The 25706-nt window shown below is 59.4% G+C and carries 24 protein-coding genes and 1 tRNA gene; 13 read left to right on the top strand and 12 right to left on the bottom strand.

All coding sequences use genetic code 11. The annotated features are described in order from the left end of the window. Position 1: 1 nt before the first annotated feature. Both G5171_RS16335 and orn read right to left on the bottom strand, forming a co-directional pair. A tRNA-Gly gene (locus G5171_RS16335) sits at positions 2-74 on the bottom strand. A gap of 178 nt (positions 75-252) precedes the next feature. Continuing rightward, positions 253-798, bottom strand: a complete 546-nt coding sequence (orn, locus tag G5171_RS16340) for an oligoribonuclease (RefSeq protein WP_421260427.1) — start codon at positions 796-798, stop codon at positions 253-255. Positions 799-889: 91 nt separating this feature from the next. Between orn and rsgA the strand changes: the two genes are divergently transcribed. Genes rsgA through G5171_RS16365 form a run of 5 tightly spaced genes read left to right on the top strand, consistent with a single transcriptional unit; the run spans position 890 to position 3724 of the window. After that, on the top strand, positions 890-1924 hold the full coding sequence (rsgA, locus tag G5171_RS16345) for a small ribosomal subunit biogenesis GTPase RsgA (RefSeq protein ID WP_041202348.1): 1035 nt from the start codon (positions 890-892) through the stop codon (positions 1922-1924). 28 nt (positions 1925-1952) lie between these two features. After that, complete coding sequence (asd, locus tag G5171_RS16350) at positions 1953-2825, top strand: archaetidylserine decarboxylase (protein WP_421260428.1); 873 nt, start codon at positions 1953-1955, stop codon at positions 2823-2825. After that, positions 2822-3091, top strand: coding sequence for a VF530 family DNA-binding protein (locus G5171_RS16355; RefSeq protein WP_120414856.1), 270 nt, complete (start codon positions 2822-2824; stop codon positions 3089-3091). Before asd ends, G5171_RS16355 begins: the two co-directional genes overlap by 4 nt. Further along, a complete protein-coding gene (locus G5171_RS16360; RefSeq protein ID WP_005338984.1) occupies positions 3081-3332 on the top strand; it encodes a DUF2960 domain-containing protein in 252 nt (83 codons plus the stop codon). The genes G5171_RS16355 and G5171_RS16360 overlap by 11 nt, the downstream gene beginning before the upstream one ends. A gap of 2 nt (positions 3333-3334) precedes the next feature. Then, positions 3335-3724 carry a hypothetical protein gene (locus G5171_RS16365; RefSeq protein ID WP_106842274.1) on the top strand — a complete coding sequence of 130 codons (390 nt, stop codon included), beginning with the start codon at positions 3335-3337 and terminating at the stop codon, positions 3722-3724. A gap of 85 nt (positions 3725-3809) precedes the next feature. On the opposite strand, the gene G5171_RS16370 is transcribed toward G5171_RS16365, so the two are convergent. From G5171_RS16370 to gpt, 5 genes are all read right to left on the bottom strand, one after another. Then, on the bottom strand, positions 3810-5063 hold the full coding sequence (locus G5171_RS16370) for a glutamate-5-semialdehyde dehydrogenase (RefSeq protein ID WP_421260429.1): 1254 nt from the start codon (positions 5061-5063) through the stop codon (positions 3810-3812). A 34-nt stretch (positions 5064-5097) separates the two neighbouring features. Further along, on the bottom strand, positions 5098-6201 hold the full coding sequence (gene proB, locus G5171_RS16375; protein ID WP_005338991.1) for a glutamate 5-kinase: 1104 nt from the start codon (positions 6199-6201) through the stop codon (positions 5098-5100). Positions 6202-6382: 181 nt separating this feature from the next. Then, positions 6383-6775 (bottom strand): sigma factor-binding protein Crl, encoded by a 393-nt coding sequence (gene crl, locus G5171_RS16380; RefSeq protein ID WP_005339003.1) that lies wholly within the window; start codon positions 6773-6775, stop codon positions 6383-6385. Positions 6776-6837: 62 nt separating this feature from the next. Beyond that, complete coding sequence (gene frsA / locus G5171_RS16385; protein ID WP_421260430.1) at positions 6838-8106, bottom strand: esterase FrsA; 1269 nt, start codon at positions 8104-8106, stop codon at positions 6838-6840. Between the two features lie 172 nt (positions 8107-8278). After that, positions 8279-8746 (bottom strand): xanthine phosphoribosyltransferase, encoded by a 468-nt coding sequence (gpt, locus tag G5171_RS16390; protein WP_005339007.1) that lies wholly within the window; start codon positions 8744-8746, stop codon positions 8279-8281. 945 nt (positions 8747-9691) lie between these two features. Between gpt and G5171_RS16395 the strand changes: the two genes are divergently transcribed. Further along, the gene (locus G5171_RS16395) at positions 9692-11143 is read left to right on the top strand and encodes an aminoacyl-histidine dipeptidase (RefSeq protein WP_421260431.1); all 1452 of its coding nucleotides are present in this window, start codon (positions 9692-9694) and stop codon (positions 11141-11143) included. 83 nt (positions 11144-11226) lie between these two features. Here G5171_RS16395 and djlA read toward each other — a convergent pair whose 3' ends face one another. Genes djlA through G5171_RS16410 form a run of 3 tightly spaced genes read right to left on the bottom strand, consistent with a single transcriptional unit; the run spans position 11227 to position 13755 of the window. Beyond that, positions 11227-12060, bottom strand: a complete 834-nt coding sequence (gene djlA, locus G5171_RS16400) for a co-chaperone DjlA (RefSeq protein ID WP_421251594.1) — start codon at positions 12058-12060, stop codon at positions 11227-11229. A 19-nt stretch (positions 12061-12079) separates the two neighbouring features. Then, positions 12080-12748: an N-acetylmuramate alpha-1-phosphate uridylyltransferase MurU gene (gene murU / locus G5171_RS16405; RefSeq protein ID WP_421251595.1), complete on the bottom strand. Its 669-nt coding sequence runs from the start codon at positions 12746-12748 to the stop codon at positions 12080-12082. After that, complete coding sequence (locus G5171_RS16410; protein ID WP_421260432.1) at positions 12745-13755, bottom strand: aminoglycoside phosphotransferase family protein; 1011 nt, start codon at positions 13753-13755, stop codon at positions 12745-12747. The genes murU and G5171_RS16410 overlap by 4 nt, the downstream gene beginning before the upstream one ends. Before the next feature lie 174 nt (positions 13756-13929). On the opposite strand from G5171_RS16410, the gene lptD reads away from it, so the two are divergent. The 6 genes from lptD to G5171_RS16440 are packed head-to-tail and all read left to right on the top strand — an operon-like array spanning position 13930 to position 20727. Next, the gene (gene lptD, locus G5171_RS16415) at positions 13930-16395 is read left to right on the top strand and encodes an LPS assembly protein LptD (RefSeq protein WP_421260433.1); all 2466 of its coding nucleotides are present in this window, start codon (positions 13930-13932) and stop codon (positions 16393-16395) included. 26 nt (positions 16396-16421) lie between these two features. Then, positions 16422-17720, top strand: a complete 1299-nt coding sequence (surA, locus tag G5171_RS16420) for a peptidylprolyl isomerase SurA (protein ID WP_421260434.1) — start codon at positions 16422-16424, stop codon at positions 17718-17720. Further along, a complete protein-coding gene (gene pdxA, locus G5171_RS16425) occupies positions 17720-18715 on the top strand; it encodes a 4-hydroxythreonine-4-phosphate dehydrogenase PdxA (protein WP_216980183.1) in 996 nt (331 codons plus the stop codon). The genes surA and pdxA overlap by 1 nt, the downstream gene beginning before the upstream one ends. Beyond that, complete coding sequence (rsmA, locus tag G5171_RS16430; protein ID WP_236348086.1) at positions 18705-19532, top strand: 16S rRNA (adenine(1518)-N(6)/adenine(1519)-N(6))-dimethyltransferase RsmA; 828 nt, start codon at positions 18705-18707, stop codon at positions 19530-19532. Before pdxA ends, rsmA begins: the two co-directional genes overlap by 11 nt. Positions 19533-19536: 4 nt before the next feature. Beyond that, positions 19537-19899 (top strand): Co2+/Mg2+ efflux protein ApaG, encoded by a 363-nt coding sequence (gene apaG, locus G5171_RS16435; RefSeq protein ID WP_005341038.1) that lies wholly within the window; start codon positions 19537-19539, stop codon positions 19897-19899. A 6-nt stretch (positions 19900-19905) separates the two neighbouring features. Beyond that, positions 19906-20727: a symmetrical bis(5'-nucleosyl)-tetraphosphatase gene (locus G5171_RS16440; protein ID WP_005341040.1), complete on the top strand. Its 822-nt coding sequence runs from the start codon at positions 19906-19908 to the stop codon at positions 20725-20727. 107 nt (positions 20728-20834) lie between these two features. On the opposite strand, the gene G5171_RS16445 is transcribed toward G5171_RS16440, so the two are convergent. After that, complete coding sequence (locus G5171_RS16445; protein WP_021231934.1) at positions 20835-21335, bottom strand: 2TM domain-containing protein; 501 nt, start codon at positions 21333-21335, stop codon at positions 20835-20837. A gap of 222 nt (positions 21336-21557) precedes the next feature. Next, on the bottom strand, positions 21558-22547 hold the full coding sequence (locus tag G5171_RS16450; RefSeq protein ID WP_421244805.1) for a luciferase-like monooxygenase: 990 nt from the start codon (positions 22545-22547) through the stop codon (positions 21558-21560). Positions 22548-22757: 210 nt separating this feature from the next. Here G5171_RS16450 and G5171_RS16455 point away from each other — a divergent pair, with 210 nt between their 5' ends. Further along, positions 22758-25649, top strand: a complete 2892-nt coding sequence (locus G5171_RS16455) for an HD domain-containing phosphohydrolase (RefSeq protein ID WP_421260435.1) — start codon at positions 22758-22760, stop codon at positions 25647-25649. Positions 25650-25706: the final 57 nt, after the last annotated feature.

Below are 25706 nucleotides of genomic sequence, written 5' to 3' on the forward strand. Positions count from 1 at the left end.
GAGCGGGAAACGAGACTCGAACTCGCGACCCCGACCTTGGCAAGGTCGTGCTCTACCAACTGAGCTATTCCCGCAACTACCTTAAAACAGGCCGTACAGCATTTGGTTGCTTGCGCTACTGTACGGGAGCCGAATTATAAGAGCAGTCATTCCAATTGCAAGGGCTTTTTTGTCTGGTTGCGCGCGTTCGCTCAAAAGCTGGCCGAACTGTCGATTTTAGCAGCCAGCGCATGACAACCCCTTGCCGGGGAATCAGATCTTGAAGACGTGGCTGCGATAGAACTGCAGCTCGGCGATGGATTCGCGGATATCGTCCAGCGCCTGGTGGGTGCCGCTCTTCTTGAACTGCTCCAGCAGTTCCGGCTGCCAGCGGCGTACCAGCTCCTTGATGGTGCTGACGTCGACGTTGCGGTAGTGGAAGAAGGCTTCCAGCTCGGCCATGTGCTTGACCATGAAGCGGCGATCCTGACCGATGCTATTGCCGCACAGCGGGCTGGTGCGCTCCGGCACCCACTGGCGAATGAACGCGAGGGTCTCGGCAATGGCTTTCGCCTCGTCATGCTGACTCGCCTTGACCCGGGCTACCAGACCGCTCTTGGTATGGGTGTTGACGTTCCAGTCGTCCATCTTGGCCAGCTCTTCATCACTCTGATGAATGGCGATGACCGGCCCTTCGGCCAGTACGTTCAGATCCTTGTCGGTGACTATGGTGGCAATCTCCAGTACCACGTTCTCTTCGGGGTCGAGACCCGTCATCTCCATGTCGATCCATACCAGGTTCTGCGCGCTGACTGTCATGATTGCTCTCTCTATTGGGAGGAATGGCGGAATTTTGCCAATTTGCATGTATCATACTGGCTTTGGATCTGTTCATAAACTGGCGAATCGAGTGGCAAAGAAAGCAAAACTCAATCTGGGTCAACAAAGGCGCGTCCAGGCCAACCGCGAACGGCGGCTGCAAAAAGATCACACCACAGTGGTGGATGACACCCTGTTTGGCCCCGCCATTGAAGGGGTGGTGATCAGCCGTTTTGGTCAGCACGCAGACGTGGAAGCGGTCGATGGCACCATCCACCGCAGCAACCTGCGGCGCAGCAGCATCAGCAGTCTGGTCTGTGGCGACAAGGTGGTGTGGCGTCCCGGCCTCAATGCCGCGACAGCGGGCGTCATCGAGGCGGTGCATCCGCGCCACTCGGTACTGACCCGGCCGGACTTCTACGACGGGGTCAAACCCATCGCCGCCAATATCGACCAGATCATCATCGTCTCGGCGGTGATGCCCGAGTTCTCCACCAACATCGTCGACCGCTACCTGGTGGCCGCCGAGGATGTGGAGATCCGCCCCCTCATCGTGCTGAACAAGGTCGATATGCTCGATGATGCCGCCAGAGCGCGCATCGAAAGCCAGCTCGAAACCTACCGCAAACTCAATTACGAGGTGCTGCTGGTGAGCTGCGAGAGCGGCGAAGGGCTGGATGAGCTGAAAGCCGCACTGACCGACAAGATCAGCATCTTCGTCGGCCAGTCCGGGGTGGGCAAGTCGTCGCTCACCAACGCCCTGATGCCGGGGCTGGATGTACTCACCGGCGAGATCTCCGAAAACTCGGGGCTCGGCCAGCACACCACCACCACGGCGCGGCTCTACCACTTCCCGAGCGGTGGCGATCTCATCGACTCCCCCGGGATCCGCGAGTTCGCCCTCTGGCATCTGGAGGCCGACCGCATCACCTGGTGCTTCGTCGAGTTTCGCGACTATCTGGGTGGCTGCAAGTTCCGCGACTGTACCCACAAGGACGATCCCGGCTGTGCCCTGCGCGCCGCGGTCGACGCGGGCGCTATCAGCGCCGATCGCTTCCACAACTATCACCGCATCCTGGAAACCATGCAGGAAGCCCGTCACGGTCGCCAGCAAGCGCGCCTGTGACCCTAATAAACCTACGTTGATGATGAACATGAGCATTACTGACAACCTGAAAATTGCCGGTCAATACTGTCTGCCCAAGCACGCCCTCTCCCGTCTGATCGGCAAGTTTGCCGCCGCCGAAGCGGGCAACATCACCACCAAAGTGATCGAGGCCTTTATCAAGCAGTATCAGGTCGACATGAGCGAGGCGCTGCACGAGAGCCCGGCCCACTACAAGAGCTTCAACGAGTTCTTCACCCGCGAGCTCAAGCCCGGTATCCGCCCCGTGGTAGAAGATGCCCTGACCCTGGCGCTGCCGGTGGATGGTACCGTCAGCCAGCTCGGTCCGATCCAGCAAGGTCGCATCATCCAGGCCAAGGGCCACGACTACAGCGCCCGCGAGCTGCTGGGCGGCTATGAGGATCTGGTTGCGCCGTTCAAGGATGGCGACTTCGCCACCATCTATCTGGCGCCCAAGGATTACCACCGCATCCACATGCCGCTGGACGGCGTGCTGGAGAGCATGGTGTTCGTGCCGGGGGATCTCTTCTCCGTCAACCCGCTCACCGCCGAGAACGTGCCTAACCTGTTTGCCCGCAACGAGCGTGTGGTGGCCACCTTCCGCACCCCACACGGCCCGATGGCGCTGGTGCTGGTCGGCGCCACTATCGTGGCCAGCATCGAGACCATCTGGGCCGGCAATATTGCGCCGACCAAAGAGAAGAAGGTGGTGCGTTGGGACTACACCGGCGACGAGGCCATTACTCTGCAGAAAGGCGCCGAAATGGGCCTGTTCAAGCTGGGCAGCACCGTGGTCTGCCTGTTTGGCCCGGGCATGCTGGCCGGTTTCGAACCTCACTTGGCCAACGGTGTCACCACCCGCATGGGTCAGCCCTTTGCCAAGCTGGCGGAACAGGCATGAGCGAGCAACCGAACGCCTCGCAGAAGAACAACCCGCTGCACGGGCTGACGCTGGAAACCATCGTCACCGCGCTGGTCGAACACTACGGCTGGGAAGAGCTGGGGCAGCAGATCAATATCCGCTGCTTCACCGATAATCCCAGCATCAAGTCCAGCCTGAAGTTCTTGCGCAAGACCCCCTGGGCTCGGGAGAAGGTCGAAAGCCTCTACCTCTACGTCCAGCGCAAGCAAGCCAAATCGAAGAAGGAAGGGCAAGATGGCCTTTAAGATTACGTATACCTATAAAAAACAGGCCAAAGAGATCGGCTACGCGAACGACAAGTTCCGCAGCATCTACGACGCCATCGCTGCTGCCGAAGGGCTGGATCTCACCAGTTTTCACGCCATGGAGGCCCAGCTGGCTCAGGTTTGTCGCCGCGACAAGAAAAGCGTGAAGGATTACCAGGAGAACTACTTCAAAGAGTTGGGATTCTCCAACATCGTCATCGAACGGGATCTGCAGGAGTAACCATGCGCACCTTGACCCTGATGGCCGCCTCTCTGCTGCTGGCGGCATGCAGTACACCGGAACAACATCTGGTGGGCGGCGATCGCGACAGCCACGGCTGTATCGGCAGTGCGGGCTATCAGTGGTCAGCGCTGACTGGCAAATGTGTGCGCCTGTTTGAAGAGGGTATCCGGCTCAATCCAACCGATGCCAGCCAGACCAGCAGTGCGTTCGTGCTGTTCAACACCGATCAGAGCAAGGCCGAACTGACCCTGCCCACCGGTGAGCAGCACCAGCTTGCCCGTCAGGGGATGGAAGGCAACTGGTCGTGGCAGGGCAGCGGTTACACCCTCTTCCCCTGGAAGGGCTATGTGCTCAAATCCGGTGACAAGGTGCTCTATCAGGGGGAGTAACCCGATCGCCTGATATCTTCCCGATATCCGCCAAATAAAATGCCGACCCAAGGGTCGGCATTTTTATATCTGAAACAACCGGTTATCAGGCGCGGCTAAGGTAATCGGCCTGCCCCACCCATTTGTAGCTGGTGAGCTCGGTCAGCCCCATGGGGCCACGGGCGTGCAGCATCTGGGTCGACACCGCCACTTCAGCCCCCAGCCCAAACTGGCCGCCATCGGTGAAGCGGGTCGAAGCGTTCACATAGACCGCCGCCGAACCGGCCCCGTTGACGAAACGCTCGGCGTTGGCCAGATCGTTGGTCAGGATGGCATCGGAGTGGCCGGCGTTGTGCTCGCGCATATGGGCCAGCGCCTCGTTCACATCCGCCACCAGCTTGACTCCCAGGGTCAGTCCCAGCCACTCGGTATCGAAATCCTCCGGCCCCGCCTCGCACAGGTTGTCGGCACCCGCCAGCAACGTCATGGCGTTTGGCGCGGCCACCAGCGTCACCTTGCGCTCGTTCATCAGAGCGACCAGCTGCGGCAGGAAGGTGGTGGCCACCTTCTCGTGTACCAGCAGGGTATCGAGGGCGTTGCAGGCGGAGGGGCGCTGCACCTTGGCGTTGTCGATAACCGCCAGAGAGCGCACCAGATCGGCGCTCTCGTCGACGAAGATGTGGCTGATGCCGAACCCGCCGATGATGACCGGAATGGAGCTGTTCTCCTTGCACATCTTGTGCAGGCCGGCACCGCCACGAGGGATGATCATGTCCACGTAACGATCGAGGCGCAGCAGCTCGGCCACCAGCGCCCGATCCGGGTTGTCGATGTACTGCACCGCAGCCTCGGGCAGGCCGGAGGCCGCCAAGGCATGCTGGATCACCCGCACCAGCTCCAGATTGGAGTGGAAGGTCTCGCGCCCGCCGCGCAATATGCTGGCGTTGCCGGTCTTGAGGCAGAGGCTGGCGATATCGATGGTGACGTTGGGACGCGCCTCGTAGATGACGCCGATAACCCCGATGGGCACCCGACGACGGGAGAGGCGCAGGCCATTCTCCAGCACCCGGCTATCCATTTCGGCGCCGACCGGATCGTCCAGCGTGATCACCTTGCGCACATCGGCCACGATACCGGCCAGCCGGGCCGGATTAAGCAGCAAGCGATCCAGCATCGCCTCTGACAGGCCCGCCTCACGGCCGGCGGCGATATCTTTCGCGTTGGCGGCGAGGATCTGCTCACTGCGCGCCTCCAGCTCGTCGGCGATGGCGGCCAGCGCCCGGTTCTTCTGCGCCGTGCTGACAGTAGCCAGCTGATAGGCGGCTTCACGGGCCGCCTGCCCTATTTTCTCCAGACTCATCTCATTTCCCTTTGTTCATGCCGTGCCGCCCTGATTAGAGCAGCACCATGTCGTCTCGATGGATAGCCACAGAGCCGTAGCCATAGCCCAATACCTGCTCAATCTGGTCCGAGTGGACGCCGCGCAGCTTATCCAGCTCCAGATGGTCGTAACGGCAGATGCCGCGGGCCAGCTCGGCGCCCTTGGGATCAAGAATGCGCACCACATCGCCTCGAATAAAGTCGCCCTTGACTGCGACAATCCCCTTGGGCAGCAGGCTGGAGCCTTTATCCTTCATGGCGGCGACAGCCCCCTGATCCACATGGACTTCGCCGTGAGGGGGCGGGCCTGCCAGGATCCAGCTCTTGCGCCCTTCCAGCGGGGAGGCCAGCGCCGGGAAGAGGGTACCGATACGCTCGCCCTTGGCGAGACGGCCGATCACCTCCGGCATCTGGCCGGTCGCAATCACCACGTTGACGCCGGCGCGACGTGCCACATCGGCCGCCTGCAGCTTGGTGGCCATGCCGCCGGTACCGAGGCCGCTGACACTGTCACCTGCCAGCGAGCGCAGGGTATCGTCAATGGTCTGCACCTCTTCGATGAGCTGGGCATCGGGATTGGTACGCGGATCGGCGGTAAACAGCCCCTTCTGGTCGGTGAGCAGGATCAGCAGATCGGCATCGGCCAGGATGGCGGCGCGGGCGGAGAGGTTGTCGTTGTCGCCCACCTTGATCTCTGCGGTCGCCACTGCATCGTTTTCGTTGATGACCGGAATGATGCGGTGATCGAGCAGAGTGCGCATGGTGTCGCGGGCATTGAGATAGCGCTCCCGATCTTCCAGATCGGCGCGGGTCAGCAGCATCTGGCCGATATGCAAGCCATAGAGGTTGAACAGATCCTGCCACACCCGAATGAGCTGGGTCTGACCGACCGCCGCCAGCATCTGCTTGTTGGGCAAGGTTGGCGCCAGTGGCGGGTGCCCCAGATGCTCACGCCCGGCGGCGATCGCCCCCGAGGTGACCACCACGACCCGATGGCCGTGACGGTGCAAGGCCGCACACTGTCTGACCAGCTCGACCATATGGGCACGATTGAGCTGGGAAGACCCCCCTGTGAGCACGCTGGTGCCCAACTTGACGACTATGGTTCTGTTTTCCATGGGAGCATAAAGGCTAAAAAAGTAAGGAATATCTTTATACCCACGGCCATGGAGCCCTGCAAGGCAATTAACGCCGGGGGTGAGGAGATGAAGCAAAGGCCCGGATGATTGCGGTCGGAAGGGGAGATGGCTGACTGATGGCCCGGCAAACAGCGGGATGCTGCTCGCCGGGCATCAGGGATCAAGCCGCGGTCACGGTCAACTCATTGGTGACCTGATCCGCTGGCGCTAACTGGCACTCCAGTGCCGTCAGTTTGTCGCTGATGAGCTTGTAGAAACGGTTGAGGGTCCGTTCCACTTCTACCTGGTGCTTCTTGGGGATCGGCTTGTCCAGCCACTCACCATCAGCATTGTAGAAACCGAGCTGATAGTGGTAACGGAAATGGTGATCGTCCTGCTCCAGCACCAGCCACCAGCCCCAGAACTCCCGCTTGTCCGGCGCCGGCTTGGCGCTGACACAGACCGACAGGCAGTCGAAACGATAACGCCCCTCTTCGCAGAGATCTTCGCGCAAATAGGGGCCAATGGCAGCAAACTGCCTCAGCAGTCGCTTGTAGGTCACTCTTTCAGACATGCTAACCTCCCTGTTAAACAAGCCGCACCACCTCGGGATGGCGTCAGTTCTTTAGCGCAATATCAGGTACACAAATGCTGTTTCAGCCACTCGACGATTTCGTCCAGTGCCTTGTCATACACCTCCAGCAAAGGCTGTTTGTCGAATACGATGGCCTTGCCGTTACGACTGGCCGCCGCCAATGCCCGTACATCCTGCTCGGGACAAATAAAATCTCGCTTGTGTCCAATACTCAATATCGGCACTGAGGTGCGAGTCCCCAGTAATCCTTGAGTTTTAAGTGAAAAAACCTGGCACTTGGTACGCATGCCGTCCCACTGCGCCGCATCAGCCCCCAACCGGTTGGCCAGACTGTCCCGCATCATGCGCGGGCACTTGGCAAACAGCTCCTGATTGGTAAACACCTGATTGACCCCGGCGCCGACACAGACCACGGTGCGCAGCTTGAACGGTTCGATAAAGGCCAGTCTGGCTGCGATATTGCCCGCCAGACGCATCCCCACCATGGCGATACGCTGATGATCGACCCAGGCCACTTCGGAGAGGTAATGGAGCACCGCCTGATGGAGACGGCTGGTATCTTGCACCAGCGGCCAATGCTCGGCATAGCCAACCCCGGGCATATCGAGGGAGAGCATGCCGATACCGTTGGGCTCGAGCCGTTTGAGATAGAAGTTGAGGAAATCGAGCTGCAGGGAGTCGATCCCGCCGCTGATGATCACCAGCGGCACCGGTTTTTCGGTCGTCGGCAGGTGGAGATAACCCTGAATATGCTTGCCGCGAAAAGGCACCTGGATCTCTTTGAGCGGCACCTTGAACAGGCGACCCGCCTCGCGATAGGCCATGTTACCGAGCAGCTGGGCCTGATCCGCCAGCTCGTCATCCTTGAGATGGGGATAGCTGGCGATGGAGTAGTAGCGCACCGCCTTGAGCAGCTGTCTCAAAGCACCAGAAGGATCACCCTTCTCGCGCAGTTCGCGGCCCTGCTTGAAATAGTTGCCAGCCACCTGGCTCCACTCGTAGATCCAGTTGCCAGGCACATAGCCCTTGATGGTATCGAGATAGCAATCGTGGGTGCGCTCGCCGGTCGCCATGGCGATACGGGCCAGGGTCTGCTCCACTTCGATGGGATCAGCCCCCTGCCAGGTCCAGGAGGGTCGGCGCAGCAGGCGATACCAGCTCTTTGACATGGAGCCGTCGATAAACATCTCGTCTGACTCGGCTTGCGCCAGATCAGCCGCACTGGAGTTGGAGATCTCGGATGTTTCCAATACCTTCTTGACGCGGGTAAAGAGCTGTTCGGTCAGGTTTAGGTCTTCGTTCAAGTCCAAGATAGTGTCCCATTCATATCAGGCAATAGCTCATCTTAACCACTTTTACTGTCCATCAGCCACCCTGCAACAGATTGATACACAAAAAAACAGGGCTCCAAATTGGAGCCCAGTGAAACCATCATTGCCGGTTGCGACCAATGGACGCAGCGAGCGTCACATCCCGATCCCGTTACTTTTCGTCGCAGATCGGTGTGGCGAACTCCAGTGCCATATCCCAAGGCTGTTCGATCCAGGTATCCTGCGGGATCGCCACTTCGAAATCGTCCAGCAGCGCTTCGCCCATCGGCTTGGCGAAAATCGCGATGAACTTGGCTTTCGGGTAGAGCTCGCGGATCGCCTTGGCGGTAGTGCCGGTGTCTACCAGATCTTCCACCACCAGCCAGCCTTCGCCGTCACCGGCGGTGGTGGCAGCCTTCACGACCACCAGCTCGCGCTGGCTGTCATGGTCATAGCTGGAGATACAGAGGGTTTCCACATTACGAATGCCAAGTTCACGGGCCATCAGGGCTGCGGGCACCAGACCACCACGGCTGACCGCGATGATACCTTTCCACTGGCTGACAGGCAGCTGACGACGGGCCAGACGGCGAGCTTCACGTTGCAGGTTGTCCCACGACACATAGAACTTTTTCGGCATGTTATCGATCTCGAATAGTTATTTAAAACAATCACTTAAAATAAAAACACCCGCAATTATCCCTGCGAATGCCAGTAAATGACGGCCCTTGCCCGACTGAATTCAGATTGCACTTCGGCTGCCTCAGGGCTAAGCCTCGGCAGCAAATCTGATAACAATGGAAGCAAGATGGGCTTATCCGGCGATCGGTTAGATGAAGTGTCCAAACCGCGGACAGGCTGTTGGGCCGATATGATAGCACCGTTTGCAGAGAAAATGCCTGGCAAACGTATGCCAAAAACAGGAAAAATCGGCATCACCCTCTCCATTCGGCCCATCTCGAGCGCCAAACGACTAACCTGCCGTCCCTGCTGCCGAGTCCAAATGGGCTGTGCGGCAAATCGCAGATAAAAAAATAGCAGGGGGAGGATTTACCTCACGCACCTGCTGCTTTCTCGCCTCTGCCTGGTTGGGCAGCTCGTCTTAGCGACGAGTGACGAAGGGGTTAGGGTAGCTGAAACCCTGGGTATACAAAGAGGGGGCAAACCAATAGGTTGAGTTGCTGCCTGGCATATTGAAACTCCTGATTGCTTAACAAGTTACGTACCTTTATGCGGGCTCAAATCCTTGAACGAACACTCGGTTCCATGGAGGCGCACTTGCTTTGCTTCGGTTCCCTGGAGGCTTTCATCGTCATCCTGACGGGTGGCGAACCACGGGAGCTAATTTACCAGTCGGTGCGTTAAATTCAATATTTTTGTGAGATCGGTCACACATTTTCTTTTCTATCGGTCAGCGTCGTCCGAACCTGACGATCGTACTGCCTGGTTGCCATCAGCCAGCACAAGCTGCCTGCGATTTGCGCTGATTGCTCACATTTTTGTGTGATTGACTGTATTATCGTTATCCTCTTCCCCGGCCCGCTGATGGGGCCCTGTTAATTCCGTGCTGGTAAGGAGTCCCGACGTGGCACAGCTTAGCTCTCTCTCTCCCAAACTGATTTGGCATTTCTTCGAACAGATCTGCTCCATCCCCCACCCTTCCAAACATGAAGCCAAACTGAGCGCCTGGATCATCCAATGGGCTCAAGGGGAAGGTCTGGCGGTCAAGCAGGACAAGGTCGGCAACATCATCATCAAGAAACCGGCCACCCCGGGGATGGAAAACCGCAAAGCCGTGGTACTGCAGGCCCACATCGATATGGTGCCGCAGGCCAACGCCGACACCAAACACGACTTCGCCAACGATCCCATCGATGCCTATGTCGATGGCGAGTGGGTCACGGCCCGTGGCACCACCCTGGGTGCCGACAACGGCATCGGCATGGCCGGTTGTCTGGCCGTACTGGCTGACAAGACCATCAAGCACGGCCCGCTGGAAGTGCTGCTGACCACCGACGAAGAGACCGGTATGACCGGCGCCTTCGGTCTGGAAGCGGGCTGGCTGGAGGGCGAAATTCTGCTCAACACCGACTCCGAAGAGGATGGCGAAGTCTATATGGGCTGCGCTGGCGGTGTGGATGCCAATATCCGCTTCCCGCTCGAGCTGGTTGATGCTGCTGAAGGTGAAGCGTTCGAACTGGCCGTAAAAGGGCTGCGTGGCGGTCACTCCGGTTGCGATATCCATCGCGGTCGTGGCAATGCCAACAAGCTGCTGGTGCGTCTGCTCAAAGCAGCCGAGCCGCTGGGTGTGCGTCTGACCGAGATCCACGGCGGCACTCTGCGCAACGCCATCCCGCGCGAAGCCCGTGCCACCCTGCTGGTGCCTGCTGTCAGCGTAAACGAGTTCAAGGCGCTGGTTGACCGCTATACCGGGATCTACCAGACCGAACTGGCCGCCACCGAGCCAAACCTGACCGTGCTGGTCAACAGCGCCCCTAAACCGGCCAAGCTGATGAGCGTCTCCCTGCAGCAGCGCCTGCTGGATGCCCTGATGGCCTGCCCGAACGGCGTGATGCGCATGAGCGATGCCATGCCCGGCGTGACCGAAACCTCTACCAACCTGGGGGTCATCAAGACTCAGGATGGCGAAGTGTACGTCCAGTGCCTGATCCGCTCCCTGATCGACTCCGGTCGCGAGAGCATCGAGCAGATGACCCGCTCCCTGTTCACCTTGGCAGGCGCCAGCTGCGAATTCACCGGTGCCTACCCGGGTTGGGCGCCGAACGTGGACTCCCCCGTCATGGCGCTGGTACGCAATAGCTACCAGACCCTGTTCGGCACCATGCCCAACGTCATGGTGATCCATGCCGGTCTCGAGTGCGGTCTGTTCAAGAGTGCCTACCCGGAGTGGGACATGGTCTCCTTCGGCCCGACCATCCGCGGTGCCCACTCCCCTGACGAGAAGGTACACATCCCGGCAGTCGAGCGTTTCTGGCAACTGCTGGTACACGTACTGGAAGCCATTCCGGCCAAGTAAGACGGCCCGGATAAAACAGGCAAAACAAAAGCCCCGCACTGCTGCGGGGCTTTTTATTGTCTGTTCCAGCCTGACTTTGGCACTTAACGGATACCGCGGGCCTCACGGATCCACTCCCAGGCTTGCTGGATCTCCTGGGTTTTCTCCTTGGCCATCTCCATCATCTCCGGCGGCAACCCCTTGGCGGCCAACTTGTCCGGGTGATGCTTGCTCATCTCCTTGCGGTAGGCGCGCTTGATATCCTGATCGCTGTCGCTCTCGCTTACCCCCAGCAGCTGGTAGGCATTCTTGAGGCGATCCGCCGAGGGAGGCGCCTGCCGATACTGCTGGCCACCCGCACCGCCCCCCTGATACTTGCCATGGGCCTGATTGAAGAAGTTCATCTGCGCCTCGGCCATCGCCAGAATGCGGGCCAGCTCGATGCGGCTGAATCCCAGTTCATCAGCAATGGTGTGCAGGATGGCACGTTCACCATCCTCTACCCGACCATCGGCAAAGGCGGCCTGCAGCTGTACTTCCAGAAAGAAGCGCAGGATATCGCGCTGCCCCAGACTGGCACGGCGGAACTCGGCCAGGGTCTCGCGCAGCGGGAAGTCGGCCTCTTTACCGAGACGAAATGACTCCTGTGCCCGGGCACGCTGTTCGCCCGCCAGCCGCATACGATCCATCAGGTTGGAGGCAACCCGGATCTCCTGTTCGGTCACCTGACCGCTTGACTTGGCGATGTGACCCATCACCGAGAAGGTGGCGTGGAAGAAGACGGCTTGCTGCTCCTGACTCGGGCCGCGACGAAACGCCCCCTGCAACCCCATGCCACGGTCGAAACGGTGGCCGATCCAGAGGCCAATCAGGGCGCCGATGATATTGCCGAGCAGAAAACCGAAGAAGGCGCCCAGCACCTTACCCCAAATACGCATGGTTCAAGACCTCTTGAAGTTAATGAGTGCGGGCCTGGAGCTGGTCATCCAGCTCGCGCAGTCGATCGACCGTGCCGATATCGCGCCACTCGCCAGCGAGCAGGCTGCCGCCTACCCGCCCTTGCGCCATCCAGTCACGGAGCAGGGGCGCCAGCTTGCGGGCACCGCCCGCGAGACCGGCAAAGGCCGCCGGATCATATAGTCCGACCCCGCTGAAGGTAAACGCTGGCGTATCCATGACTCGCCCCCCTTGCAGGGCAAAGTCCCCGCTAGGGTGCTGGGGCGGATTGGGCACCAGCCAGAGATGTGCCAGATCATCGCCAAGGGGCTGACTGACCAGAGTGCGATAATCGAGATCGAGCCAGGTATCGCCGTTGATCACCAAAAAGGGTTTAGAGCCCAGCAGCGGCAGCGCCTGCACGATGCCGCCCGCAGTCTCCAGCGCACTCTCTTCGGCTGACCAGTGGATGGTCACGCCAAGCGCACTGCCATCACCAAGGCTCTCGACCAGCTTGTGGCCGAGCCAGGCGTGGTTGATCACCAACTCGGTCACCCCGGCGGCTTTGAGCTTTTCGATATGGTGGACGATAAGCGGTTTGCCCCCCACCGCCAGCAACGGCTTGGGCAGCAGGTCGGTCAGCGGGCGCATCCGCTCGCCACGGCCAGCGGCCAAGATCATCGCCTTCATGGTTTAACCCCTGCATTGGCAATCCCCGGCAACACAACCTGCTCCAGCCACTGACCAAAACGGGCCAGTACCGGATAGGCACTACCATGAGTGCGACAGACATCCACCACATAGCCGAGAGTACGGGGAATATCCTTGAGATAGCCAGGCTTGCCGTCGCGATGATAGAGCCGGGTGAAGATCCCCGCAGCTTTGAGGTGGCGCTGCATGCCGGTCAGGTCGGCATCACGACGGAAACTGGCATAATCGAGCTCACCAAGCAGACCCGCCTGTTGCAGGGTGGCAAAGCCGTGCCGCATCCCTTCATCGATCACCTCGTCTGGCCAGCGTACGTAGCAATCTTTCAGCAGGGAGACCAGATCATAGGTGAGCGGCCCGATGACCATATCCTGAAAATCGATGATGGCAAGGGTGCTGCTCTCGGGGGTATCTCCGCCACATACCATCAGGTTGCGACTGTGGAAATCCCGGTGCATGACCCCTTGCGGCTGAGCCAGATTGCAGGTTGTGAGACAGGCAAAGGTCTCATCGAGCAACTGCTGCTCTTCATCGCTCAGGGTCAGTTTTAGATGGTGGCCCAGCAGCCACTCGGGAAAAATACTGTTCTCCCGTGCCATAAAAGCGGCATCGAAGGGTTCAAGTGCCAGGTCGACTGCCCCCAGTCGGGGCAACAAATCAATGGCCTTGCCATACCAGGCCAGCACGTTGTGCTCGTTCAGGCGGCTGATAAGCTGGGTATCGCCCAGGTCACTGAGCGCCAGCAAGCCCTGTTCGTAGTCCACCGCCTTCACCTCTGGCGCCAGCAGCTGACGCGCCAGCAAGGCGGCCGCGTTACGAACAAATTCATGATTTTTTTCGGTTTTCGGATTGGCATCTACCCATATCAGCCCTGCACCACGGTAGTAGCGGCGGAAACTGGCATCACCGGAAATAAGGGTCAACTGAAGGGTGGCATCGCCTGATATCTGGCGTGCCCACCGCAATAGCAGGGAATCGCGATCGTGCATAAGTCGGGGACCAAGGTGGAAAGCAGCACTTGGCTGTTAGCCCTGGCCGCAATAATGCTTTATCATTGCCGGCTAACATAAAGCAATGACATGCAATGTCAACTCGATGAAACCTGTCGTAAAATGCATGCCTTGGATCAACCGTATCTATCACGGATTGCACGAGTCTTTCACATGACCAAATGGACACTGGGGTACCGCTATCCCATCGCCCTGACTATCAGTCTGGCCCCCGCACTTGCCCCTGTGATGGTGCAGGCGGCTCCGTTCGAAGCGCCGCCAGCCACCGGCATTCTTGATAGTCTCTGCTATGACTATGTTCCCAAGATAGAGAAGCCAGCATCGGATCAGGATGCCAACGCACAGCCGGTCGAGGTTGATGCTGACCGTCTCGAGGCCAAACAGGGCGGCACCGCCGTCTATGAAGGTGACGTCAAGGTTCGTCAGGGTGTTCGCAAGTTTGACTCCGACTATGCCCAGCTCGATCAGAAGAGCCGGGATGTCATCGCCATCGGCAACATCTATTACAACGACGGTCAGGTGACCGTCACCAGCGACAAGACCCTCAAATCCAATCTGGATACCAAGAACTCCGAGCTGGAAGAGGGCAAGTATCAGGTGCATGGCTCACCGGTGCGCGGCTTTGCCAAGCGCGTAGTGATGACCAACAACAACCAGAACATCACCATGGAGGGGGCCCAGTACACCACTTGCCCCCCCGGTCAGGAGGTGTGGACCCTCAAGGCAGGCAACATCGATATCGACCAGAAAGAGGTATTCGGTGAAGCCTGGAACGCCAGTCTCTGGCTCTATGACTACCCGGTGTTCTATTTTCCGTACATCAACTTTCCCATCAAGGATGAACGGAAGACAGGTCTGCTCTATCCGGGTTACAAACAGAGTTCCGGCAATGGCATGGAGATCACCCAGCCCTTCTACTGGAACATTGCCCCCAACTACGATGCCACCATCACCTCTCGTTTCATGGACAGGCGAGGCCTGATGGAACAGGTGGAGTTCCGCTACATGCCGGATCCCGCCCATATCGGCACCCTCTATTTTGAAAATCTGAGGGATGACAAGCAGTTTGACTCGGGCAATCCAAGCTTTACCAACCCTTCAACAGGAACGCCGTACCTCTCTGATGGCCATCGCTATCTGCTGAACGTCCGTCACGGCTCCACCCTGATGGATGGTTCGCTACGCTTTGGTATCGATTACACCAAAGTCCGGGACAAGGATTACAACTACTTCAATGACTTCAGTCCGCAAGTAGGTACCCAGGTCGACAGCCAGTTGCAGCAATCCTTTACTGCTGGTTACTACCAACAAAACTGGAACCTCACCTCGGAGATACGCCGCTACCAGATATTGTTGCCTGGTGCTTTGCTGCCTCACGAGATGCTGCCACGCATCAACTACAACTACTACCAGCAGGGTCAGTGGTTCGATCTGGCCTGGAACAGCGAGCTGACCAAGTTTGGCTATGACAGCGGCAGTGCCACTGCCCAGCAAGCCGGTGAACGCTACACTGCCACCAGATTTCATTTAGCGCCCGCCCTGACAATTCCTCTGGTGGATGCGCCCGGCTATTACCTCACCAGCCAGTACAAGCTGATGTTTACCTCCTACAACCAGGAGGTTCCCAAGGATCTGGTAGCCACCGATCGAACCCGCTTCACCGATGTTGAAAGCAAGCAATTGACCCTGGCGGATGGAACCGTCAATCGCACCCTTCCCTCCTTCCGACTCAAGGGCGGGCTCAACTTCGATCGTTCGATTGACTGGTATGATGGCAAGGGCACCCAAACGCTTGAGCCGGAGTTTCAGTATCTCTATGTACCCTATCGGAATCAGGATGAGATCGGGATCTACGACTCCACCACAACCCGTCAGGATTACTACAGCCTGTTTAGCGATCGCCGCTATGCCGGTCTCGATCGCATTAGTGATGCCAACCGGGTTACCGCTGGCTTGACCAGCCGGGTCTATGACAATGTGGGTGATGAAAGGTTACGCTTGGCGGTGGCTCAGGCCTTCGAAATGACGCCCCCCAAGGTACGCCTCTATTCATCGGATCCCAAGAGCACCAATTCGCGCTCACTGCTCTCGTTCGAAGGTGATGCCCGGATCACCGATGAGTGGTTTGCCCATGTAGGGAGCCAGTACGACACCTCCGAGGGTGATTTTACTGCTGGCAACGGTGCGGTCGAATATCGGGCCGGCAAGCTGACCACCCAGGTCAACTACCGTTATATCCAGGACGGCAACCGGGACTATCGCTACCCGAGCAACCCAAATCTGGCCGAAGACCTCAGCCAGGCTGGCCTGGTGATGATGGCACCGATCGCCGATCAGTGGCAGATGTATGGCGGTTACTACCGTGATATCAAGCAGGATGTGAACATTGACCGCAAAATCGGTGTCAAATACGACTCCTGCTGCTGGAGCATCAACATGAGCCTGGAGTGGCACAACCAGCCGGACAATATCACCCTGAAGCCAACTTCGGAAAAAGTCATTGGTCTGCAGTTTGAAATGAAGGGACTTGGCAGTGTGGGTACCGGTGGCCGCAGTGTCACACTGGATACCGAGCTGTTGCCCTATGTTCGCCCGTTTAATCTGAAAGACCAGCAATGATGCTGGTCCAGCCTTGAGAGATGGATATGAAAAAGAACCTGATTGCCCTGCTGACCGCGGGAATGTTCGGCGCCATGAGCCAGGCCGCTCTGGCTGCACCCGAGCTGATGGACAAGGTGCTGGCCGTGGTCAACAAGGACGTAGTGCTGTCCAGTCAACAGGACGCACTGGTCAACAAGGTAAAACTCTCCGCCCAGGAGAGCGGCCAGTCCCTGCCTGACGATGCCACTCTGCGCAAACAGGCGCTCGACCGTCTAATCCAGGAGAGCCTTCAGTTACAACTGGCGGATCGCCAGGGGCTGAAGATCAGCGATACCCAGCTGGAACAGGCTATTCAGGGCATCGCCGCCGACAACAAGATGACCCTGGATCAACTGCGTGCCCAGCTCGCCCGTGAAGGGATGACCTATGCCCAGTATCGGGAAGAGGTGCGCCGCGAGATCCTGATGAACGAGGTACGCCGCAACCAGGTGCGCCGTCGCATCAACATCTCCGAGCAGGAGGTGAAGCAAGTGGTGGAGATCCTGAAGAAACAGGGTCAACAGCAGAACGAATACCACGTCGGCCATATCCAGATTGCACTGCCGGACAACCCGACCGCCGCCCAGCTGGATGCAGCCAAGAGCAAGATCGAGCGCATTCTGGCCGCCCTCAAGCAAGGTGCCGACTTCCGCAAACTGGCCATTGCCGAGAGTAACGGTCCCAAGGCGCTGGAAGGGGGTGACTGGGGCTGGATGAGCCCGCAAGAGATGCCGACCCTGATGGCCGAAGCGGTACAGGGTGCCAAGAAGGGCGATATCGTCGGCCCGCTGCGCTCCGGCGCCGGTCTGCACATCGTCAAGGTGTTCGACACCAAGGGCCAGCAGCAGGTGATGCAGACCGAGGTGAAGGCCCGTCACATCCTGATCAAGCCTTCCATCATCCTGAGCGAAGAGAAAGCCAAGGGGATGCTGGACGGCATTCTGCACGACATCAAGAGCGGTAAGGCCAGCTTCGCCAGCATGGCGGAGAAGTACTCCGAAGATCCGGGCTCTGCGGTGCAGGGTGGCGAACTGGGCTGGTCTGACCCCAACGTCTATGTGCCGGAGTTCCGCGACATGGTTAACCGCCTGCAACCGGGCCAGATCAGCGCGCCCTTCCGCACCAGCCACGGCTGGCACATCGTCCAAGTGGAAGATCGTCGCAGCCTGGATGCCACTGACAAGGCTCTGGAACAGCGTGCCTATCAGCTGATCTACAACCGCCGCTTCGTGGAAGAGTCCCAGGCGTGGCTGGATGAGCTGCGTGATGAGGCTTACATCCGTGTCGAAGGATCTGCGAGCTGATGAGCTGCCGTCGCCTTGCCGTTACCCCGGGCGAACCGGCCGGGATCGGCCCGGATCTGGTGCTGCAGATTGCCCAGCAGGATTGGCCGCACCAGTTGGTGGTCATTGCCGATCCAGCTTTGCTGCGCGAGCGGGCGGCCCTGCTGGGGCTGTCCATAGAGCTTGAGCCCTACGATGCAGGAGTCCCTGCTCATCCGCAGCGGGCGGGCACCCTGACCGTCTGTCCGGTCCCCCTCGGAGCCCCAGTGGTACCGGGCGAGCTGAACGAAGGCAACGGCGCCTATGTGCTGGCGACCCTGCAACGCGCCTGCGATGGCAACCTCAGCGGCGAATTTGCCGCCGTGGTGACCGGACCGGTGCACAAGGGGATCATCAACCAGGCCGGCGTCTCGTTCAGCGGCCACACCGAGTTCTTTGCCCAGCAGTCTGGCACCGCCGATGTGGTGATGATGCTGGCAACCGAGGGACTGCGGGTTGCACTGGCGACCACCCATATTCCGCTGGCCTATGTAGCGATGGCCATCACCGAGGATCGCCTCGGCAAGGTGATCCGGATCCTCAACGAGGATCTCGCCACCAAGTTTGGCATCGCCAAACCCCGTATTTACGTCTGCGGCCTCAACCCTCATGCCGGGGAAGGTGGCCATCTCGGACGTGAAGAGATTGACGTGATCGAACCTGCTCTGGCCACACTGCGCCAGGAGGGGATCGATCTGGTCGGCCCATTGCCGGCCGACACCCTGTTCCAGGAGAAATACCTCAAGGATGCGGATGCGGTACTCGCCATGTACCACGACCAGGGGCTGCCAGTGCTCAAATACAAGGGCTTCGGCAGTTCGGTCAATATCACCCTGGGGCTTCCCTTCATCCGCACTTCGGTGGATCACGGCACCGCACTGGATCTGGCAGGCAAGGGCCTCGCCGACTCGGGCAGCCTGATCACCGCGATCAACCACGCCATCAAGATGGTAGAGAAAAAAAGATATGAGCAGTAAGGTGCAGAGCAACAAAGTGCACATGGGCCACACCGCCCGTAAGCGTTTCGGTCAGAACTTCTTGCACGATCGCTACGTGATCGATCAGATCGTGGCCGCCATCAATCCGCAGCCGGGTCAGAACCTGGTGGAGATCGGCCCGGGTCTGGCCGCGCTGACCGAGCCGGTCGCCTCCCAGATGGACAAGATGACCGTGGTCGAGCTGGACCGGGATCTGGCGGCACGTCTGCGTGAGCACCCGACCCTCAAGGACAAGCTGACCGTTATCGAAGCGGATGCCATGCGTTTTGACTTCGGCACCCTGATGGGTGAAGGCAAGGGGCCACTGCGTATCTTCGGCAACCTGCCCTACAACATCTCCACCCCGCTTATCTTCCACCTGTGCGAGTTTGCCGACCGGGTTGAAGACATGCACTTTATGCTGCAAAAGGAAGTGGTTCTGCGTCTGGCCGCCGGTCCCGGCAGCAAGGCCTATGGCCGCCTGAGCGTGATGACCCAGTACTACTGCCAGGTAGTGCCAGTGCTGGAAGTGGGCCCTGGCGCCTTCAAGCCGGCGCCGAAAGTGGACTCTGCCGTGGTACGCCTGATCCCGCACAAGAATCCCACCATAGTCGCCAAGGATATCCGTTGCCTGAACCGCGTCTGTACCGAGGGCTTCGGCCAACGTCGCAAGACCATTCGCAACAGCTTCTCCAACTTCATCACCGACGCCCAGCTGACCGAGCTTGGTATCGATGGCAACCTGCGCCCGGAGAATCTCTCCCTCGAGCAGTTTGTCATGATCGCCAACTGGCTGGCAGATCAGCCAAAGGCCTGATCCTGTGGCACTCCCGCACATCGAGATCCGCCCATACCCCGTATATGTGGCGGAATCCAAAGACCCTTACCAGTTTCACTATCTGATCGAGATTGAGAATCTGGGACCCGGCCCGGTGCAACTGCTGCACCGGCGCTGGCTCATCACCGATGCCAATGGCAAGATGCTGGAAGTGGCAGGCCCGGGCGTGGTCGGGGAACAACCCGTCATTGCCGAAGGTGAGACCTACCGCTACCAGAGCGGCGTGCCGCTGGCGACCCCGCTCGGGGTGATGGAAGGGAGCTATACCCTGCAAGATGGCTCTGGCCAGCAGTTCGAGGCGTCCATCGCCCCCTTCACGCTGGCCATCCCCAATATTATCAACTGAGGTTTCATGGCGAACTGTTTTGTCGGTGACATCCAGGGCTGTTACGACGACTTGCGCCGTCTGCTGGATCTTGCCGCGTTCGATCCCGATAAAGACGTGCTCTGGCTCTGCGGCGATCTGGTCGCCCGCGGCCCGGACTCCCTCAATACACTGCGTTTTGTCAAAGGGCTGGGCAATCGCGCCGTCACCGTGCTCGGCAACCACGATCTGCACCTGCTGGCGGTCGCTAATGGCGTTGCACCGCTCAAGAAGAAAGACAAGCTGCAAAGCCTGATGGATGCGCCGGATCGGGATGAACTGCTGGAATGGCTGCGCCACCGCCCGCTGCTGGCAGAGCATCCGGAGCTGCCCATCATGATGGTGCATGCGGGGATCTCTCCTGCATGGGATGCCCGTACCGCCCGCAACTGTGCCCGTGAGGTAGAGAGCCTGCTGCGCGGAGACCAGTACAGCTGGCTGCTACATAACATGTATGGCGATCAGCCCGATGGCTGGAAAGATGAGCTGATCGGGATCGACCGCTACCGCTACATCATCAACACCTTCACCCGAATGCGCTTCTGCTATTTCGACGGTCGTCTCGACTTCAAATGCAAGAAGGGACCCAAGGAGTCAACTCCGGGGCTGCGTCCCTGGTTCGAACAGCGGGAGCATCACGTAGATGACCCCATTCTGGTGTTCGGCCACTGGGCGGCGCTGATGGGCAACACCGGCAAAAGCGATATCAAGGCGCTCGATACCGGCTGCGTCTGGGGCAACAGCCTGACCCTGTGGCGCTACGAGGATGATGCCCTGATCGCCACCCCCTGCCCGGTTCACGCCAGCTAGTGAGTGGGCGGTCGCTGTCATACTGATTGCCACAACCCGCAGTAATAACAAAGCCCGGCAATCTGCCGGGCTTGCAGTTTTGTGTTCTCTGTTTCAGGCGAATGAAGTTACAACTTGCGCCCCAGCCGCTTCTCGATCTGGCGCCGCTCCCACTCGGGGCCAAACAGCTTGAAGGGCTGAAATACCCGAACAGCATGGGAGGCAAGCCCCAGCCCCCAACCCAAGGTTGGCCACCAGGCCCAGATGTACTCCGGATTGCTCAGGTAGTTGATGACAAACAGCCCGCAGATCACCACTACGTAGCTGGCGACATGGTGATAGAAGCCCTTGAGCTCCTCCACATAGCGCATTGCCGCCCGCTCCTCTGCCGATACCTGCACCGCATCCTGACCCATAGTGTCACTTCCTCTCATCTCGCGCTCCTGTTGCTCTGACCCATCCAGTTGAGCCACATCGAGTTCAAAGACGGCGGCCAGGGCCTTGAGAGATTCCAGTCCGGGTTGCTGCCCCTGCTCGATCCGCTGGATAGTGCGGACACTCAAACCAGTCAACGTTGCCAACTGATCCTGAGACCAACCCCGTTGCAATCTCAACTTCCTGACGATCATCTCGAACTCCTTGTGGTCATTGACAGGGCCAGCATAGGGGCCGGAGGGTTGCATGCGACACGACAGCAGCCTGACACCAACCTGACTTTCCTTTTAATTCAGTGCGTTAGTTCAAAGGTAGTGCTGAGTTACAGTCCCCCGACAGTCCCTTTGCGATAACCTGACATCAGGACGACAGACGCACTTTGAGCAAGATAGCGCCTTTGTATTCGGGGAGGCGAGTTATAGATCCTGCATCAACCCGGCGGCAATCTCGAAAGAGCGCAGTCGGGCCTGATGATCAACGATGGGGCCATTGAACATCAGCTCATCGGCTCGGGTTTCCGCCAGCAGCGCCTTGAGACCGTGACGAACCTGCTCAGGATCGCCCACCAGAGAGCGGGCAAGGGTCTGCTCCATCGCCATCAGCTCACGGGGCGTCCACTCGTCGTCAAGCCGGACGACTGGTGCGGGCAGCTTGCCCGCATCACCGCGATGGAGGCGCAAGAACTGCTGCTGCACGGTAGTGAACTGGAAGCGGGCCTCCCGCTCGCTGTCGGCGGCAATCATGTTGATGCAGACCACCGCATGGGGCTTGGGCCAGCGAGCGGAGGGGCGATACTGGCTACGGTAGATCTCCAGCGCCTGCAGCAACATGGCGGGCGCGAAATGGGAGGCAAACCCGAACGGCAAGCCCATCGCCGCTGCAAGTTGCGCGCTGTAGAGGCTGGAGCCCAGCAGCCAGATAGGAAGATGTAACCCTTGACCTGGCACCGCCTGCACCGCGCCGATCTCGTCGCCAAAGTAGCTCATCAGCTCGCGCACATCGGCCGGAAAATCATCCACCTCACTGCTGCGTTGGCGCCTGAGCGCCCGCATGGTGCGCTGATCGGTACCAGGTGCCCGACCAAGGCCCAAATCGATGCGATCCGGATAGAGCGAAGCCAAGGTGCCAAACTGCTCGGCAATCACCAGTGGCGAGTGGTTCGGCAGCATGATGCCACCCGCCCCAATCCGCAAAGTGGTGGTGGCTTCGGCCAGATGGCCGATCAGCACCGAGGTGGCGGCACTGGCAATGCCCGGCATGTTGTGGTGTTCGGCCAGCCAGTAGCGCTGGTAACCCCAGCCCTCGGCATGGCGGGCTAGATCCCGCGAACGGCGAAATGACTCGGCAGGTACGGAACCTTCGGCAACAGGCACCAGATCGAGCACGGAATAGGGGATGGCAGACATGGGTCACTCCATTGATTTACAGACCAGTAACAAGTGGGGCAATGTAGCACGGGATACCTGAATGAATCACTATCTCCTGCCAAGCTCTGCCTGGCAGTGGGCAACCATGGAAAAGCACAGATATCAGGCCATTATTGTCATTTCTGTTATCGTATTGACACACTGCTGACAGATCGTCTCCGCAAGCATCACTGTGACAAGGAAATGTCCATGATCACTGCCAGATCCGGGCGCAAGCCCTTCTACGTTCACATTGCCACCCTGTTTACCCTGCTGTTCAGTGTGCTGGGCATGCTGCTGATTCTGCTGCAGTTCCAGCAGGGCTCTCGCCAGATGCTGGAACATGAGCGCCACAACTTCAAACAGTACCGGGAACAGCTGGCCCTCGCTCTGCAATTGAACGAGCAGCCAGCCCGCATGTCCCTCAGCCTGCTAGCCAGCAGCCGACTGGCCGACATGAGTGATCTGGCAAGCCGACTGGAGTATCTGCCGCAGTTGGCAGAGATCCTGGCCAATCGCGACAGCTATGGTGCCGTCTACATCGGCTATGAGAGTGGCGATTTCTTTCTGGTACGAAAACTCACGGAACGGGCCCGGGCCACGTTGCAGGCTGTGCCTGAAGGCAGCCAGTTGCTGGTTCAGAGCCTGAGTAGCGGGCGGGGAGAGTTCCTCTATTTTGACGAGCAGCTGCAACTTTTGGCACGGCGAGCCATGGCGGATTATCGATTCGATCCCCGCAGCCGCGACTGGTACCGGCTGGCTCGCGGTTCATCAAAGATTGTCGCCACCACCCCCTATCTCTTTTTTACCACCAGGGAGCCAGGCATGACGCTGGCTGTCACCAGCCATAGCCAACGCGCCGTGATCGGGCTGGATGCCAGTGTCGAGGGGCTCTCGGCCTTGATTGGCGAGCTGCAGTTGCCGCTCCAAAGCCAGGTAGTGTTGTTCGATCGCTCCGCGACACTGCTGGCGGCCGACCCTGTACATCTGCCAGCCTATGATCAGCTGACCCGGCTGCCAGCGATCACGGCTCTGGGCAGCCCAGTCATGGCCGAGCTGAAAACTAGGCTAGAGAGAACGCCTGTGCTGCTGGATGGTACTCCCCAGGAGCTGACCCTGACCACAGGGGAAGAACAAGAGTGGCTGGTCTATATCTCTCCCCTCGGCAAGGACACCCCTTTTTACGTCGCCCTGCTGCTCTCGGCAGATCTGCTTTATCAGCAGGCACGCAACGAAGCGCTGGTCAATGTGGCATGGGCGCTGGGCAGCCTGCTGTTGTTGCTGCCGGTGATCTGGCTGGTCTCCCGCCGTACCGCTACCCCGCTGCTGGCCCTGACCCGTGAGGCTGAGCGGATCCAGCGTTTCGACTTTGGCGAGGGTCAGGTTCCTGAATCAGCCATCCGGGAAATAGATGACCTTGCGCGCACCATGTCCGGCATGCGCCAAACCCTCGGCAACTTCATGAACATGGGTAGAGCACTGGCTGCAGAGCACCGCGTCGACTCCCTGCTAAGCCGCATCCTGCATGAAACCATCGCCGCGGTACAGGCAAAAGGGGGATGCCTCTACCTGGCCCAACAGCAAAAGATGCAGCCGGTCCAGGCCCGCTGGCAGCAAACCGAACTGCCCCTAGGGCAGGTTCCCTGGCCACAACCATTGCTATCCGGCCTGGCCACTTCCCAGCGCATCTCCCTCAGCCTGGATGAGGCGGCCTGGAGGCAACACCTGGACAGTTGGGGTTCCTTTCCCGGCCTATGCCAGCTGGTAGCTGAGCCGCTCTGCAACCATCGTCAGGAGCTGATCGGCTACCTCCTGCTGATCCTGCCACACTGCAGCGAACAGGAGCTGGCATCGCGCATCAGCCTGATCGAGGCGCTGGCGGGCACTTCGGCCTCCGCCATCGAGAACCAGCGCCTGCTGGAGGAGCAAAAACAGCTGCTCGAATCCTTTATCGAGCTGATGGCCGGCGCCATCGACGCCAAGAGCCCCTACACCGGCGGCCACTGCCAACGTGTGCCCGAGCTGACCAAGATGCTGACCGAGGCAGCCTGCGCCCAGCGACAGGGCCCCTTTGCCGATTTCAGTCTCAACGAGGAGGAGTGGGAAGCCATCCATATCGCCAGCTGGCTACATGACTGTGGCAAGGTGACCACCCCGGAGTTCGTGGTCGACAAGGCTACCAAACTGGAGACCCTCTACGACCGGATCCACGAGATCCGCACCCGTTTTGAAGTACTCAAGCGGGATGTCTATATCGAGTGCCTCGCAGCCCGCCTGTCATCAGAGATCAGAAGTGCCTGCCGGGAAGAAGCAGCCCCGCGCTGGGCCGAACTGGATCAGGAGTTTGCCTTCATCGCCGAGTGCAATCTGGGCGGCGAGTGGATGGCCCCCGAGAAGATTGAACGGCTCGACGCCATCGCCAGCCGCACCTGGCTGCGCACCCTGGACGATCGACTCGGCATCAGCCGGGAGGAGCTCAAGCTGCGTCAGAAAGAACCGTCTCCCGAGTTGCCCTGCCTCGAGCCACTGCTGGCCGACAAGTGCTGGCACCTTGTGCCTCGTCCGGATGGAGATCGGTTCGACGAGCACAATCCCTGGGGCTTCAAGGTCAAGGTACCGCACCATCTCTACAACCGGGGGGAGAGATACAACCTTGCCATCAGCAGGGGAACCCTCACCGAGGAGGAGCGCTACAAGATCAACGAGCACATCATCCAGACCATACGCATGCTGGAGCACCTCCCCTTCCCCCGTCATCTGCGCTGCGTGCCAGAGATTGCCGGCGGTCATCACGAGCGGATGGATGGCAAGGGTTACCCACGCCAGCTGACCGGAGCACAGATGAGCGTACCAGCCCGCATCATGGCTATCGCCGATATTTTCGAGGCTCTGACCGCCAGTGATCGCCCCTACAAATCTGGCAAGACGGTCTCCCAGGCTCTTGCCATCATGCAGAGCATGGTACGTGAACAGCATATCGACCCGGATCTGTTCGTTCTGTTTGTCAGCAGCGGTATCTGGCGCGATTACGCCAGACGCTTCCTCGAGACCGCCCAACTGGATCAGGTGGATGAAACCGCACTGCTGGCCGCACAGGCCTAGCTGGGTCATATCTTCTTACATTTGCGGGCTGGCCTGAACGCCCCGGGCTGGTTATAA

This window comes from Aeromonas sp. 600774 (genome assembly GCF_049175075.1).
In the GTDB taxonomy this organism is placed as follows: Bacteria; Pseudomonadota; Gammaproteobacteria; order Enterobacterales; family Aeromonadaceae; genus Aeromonas; species Aeromonas veronii_A.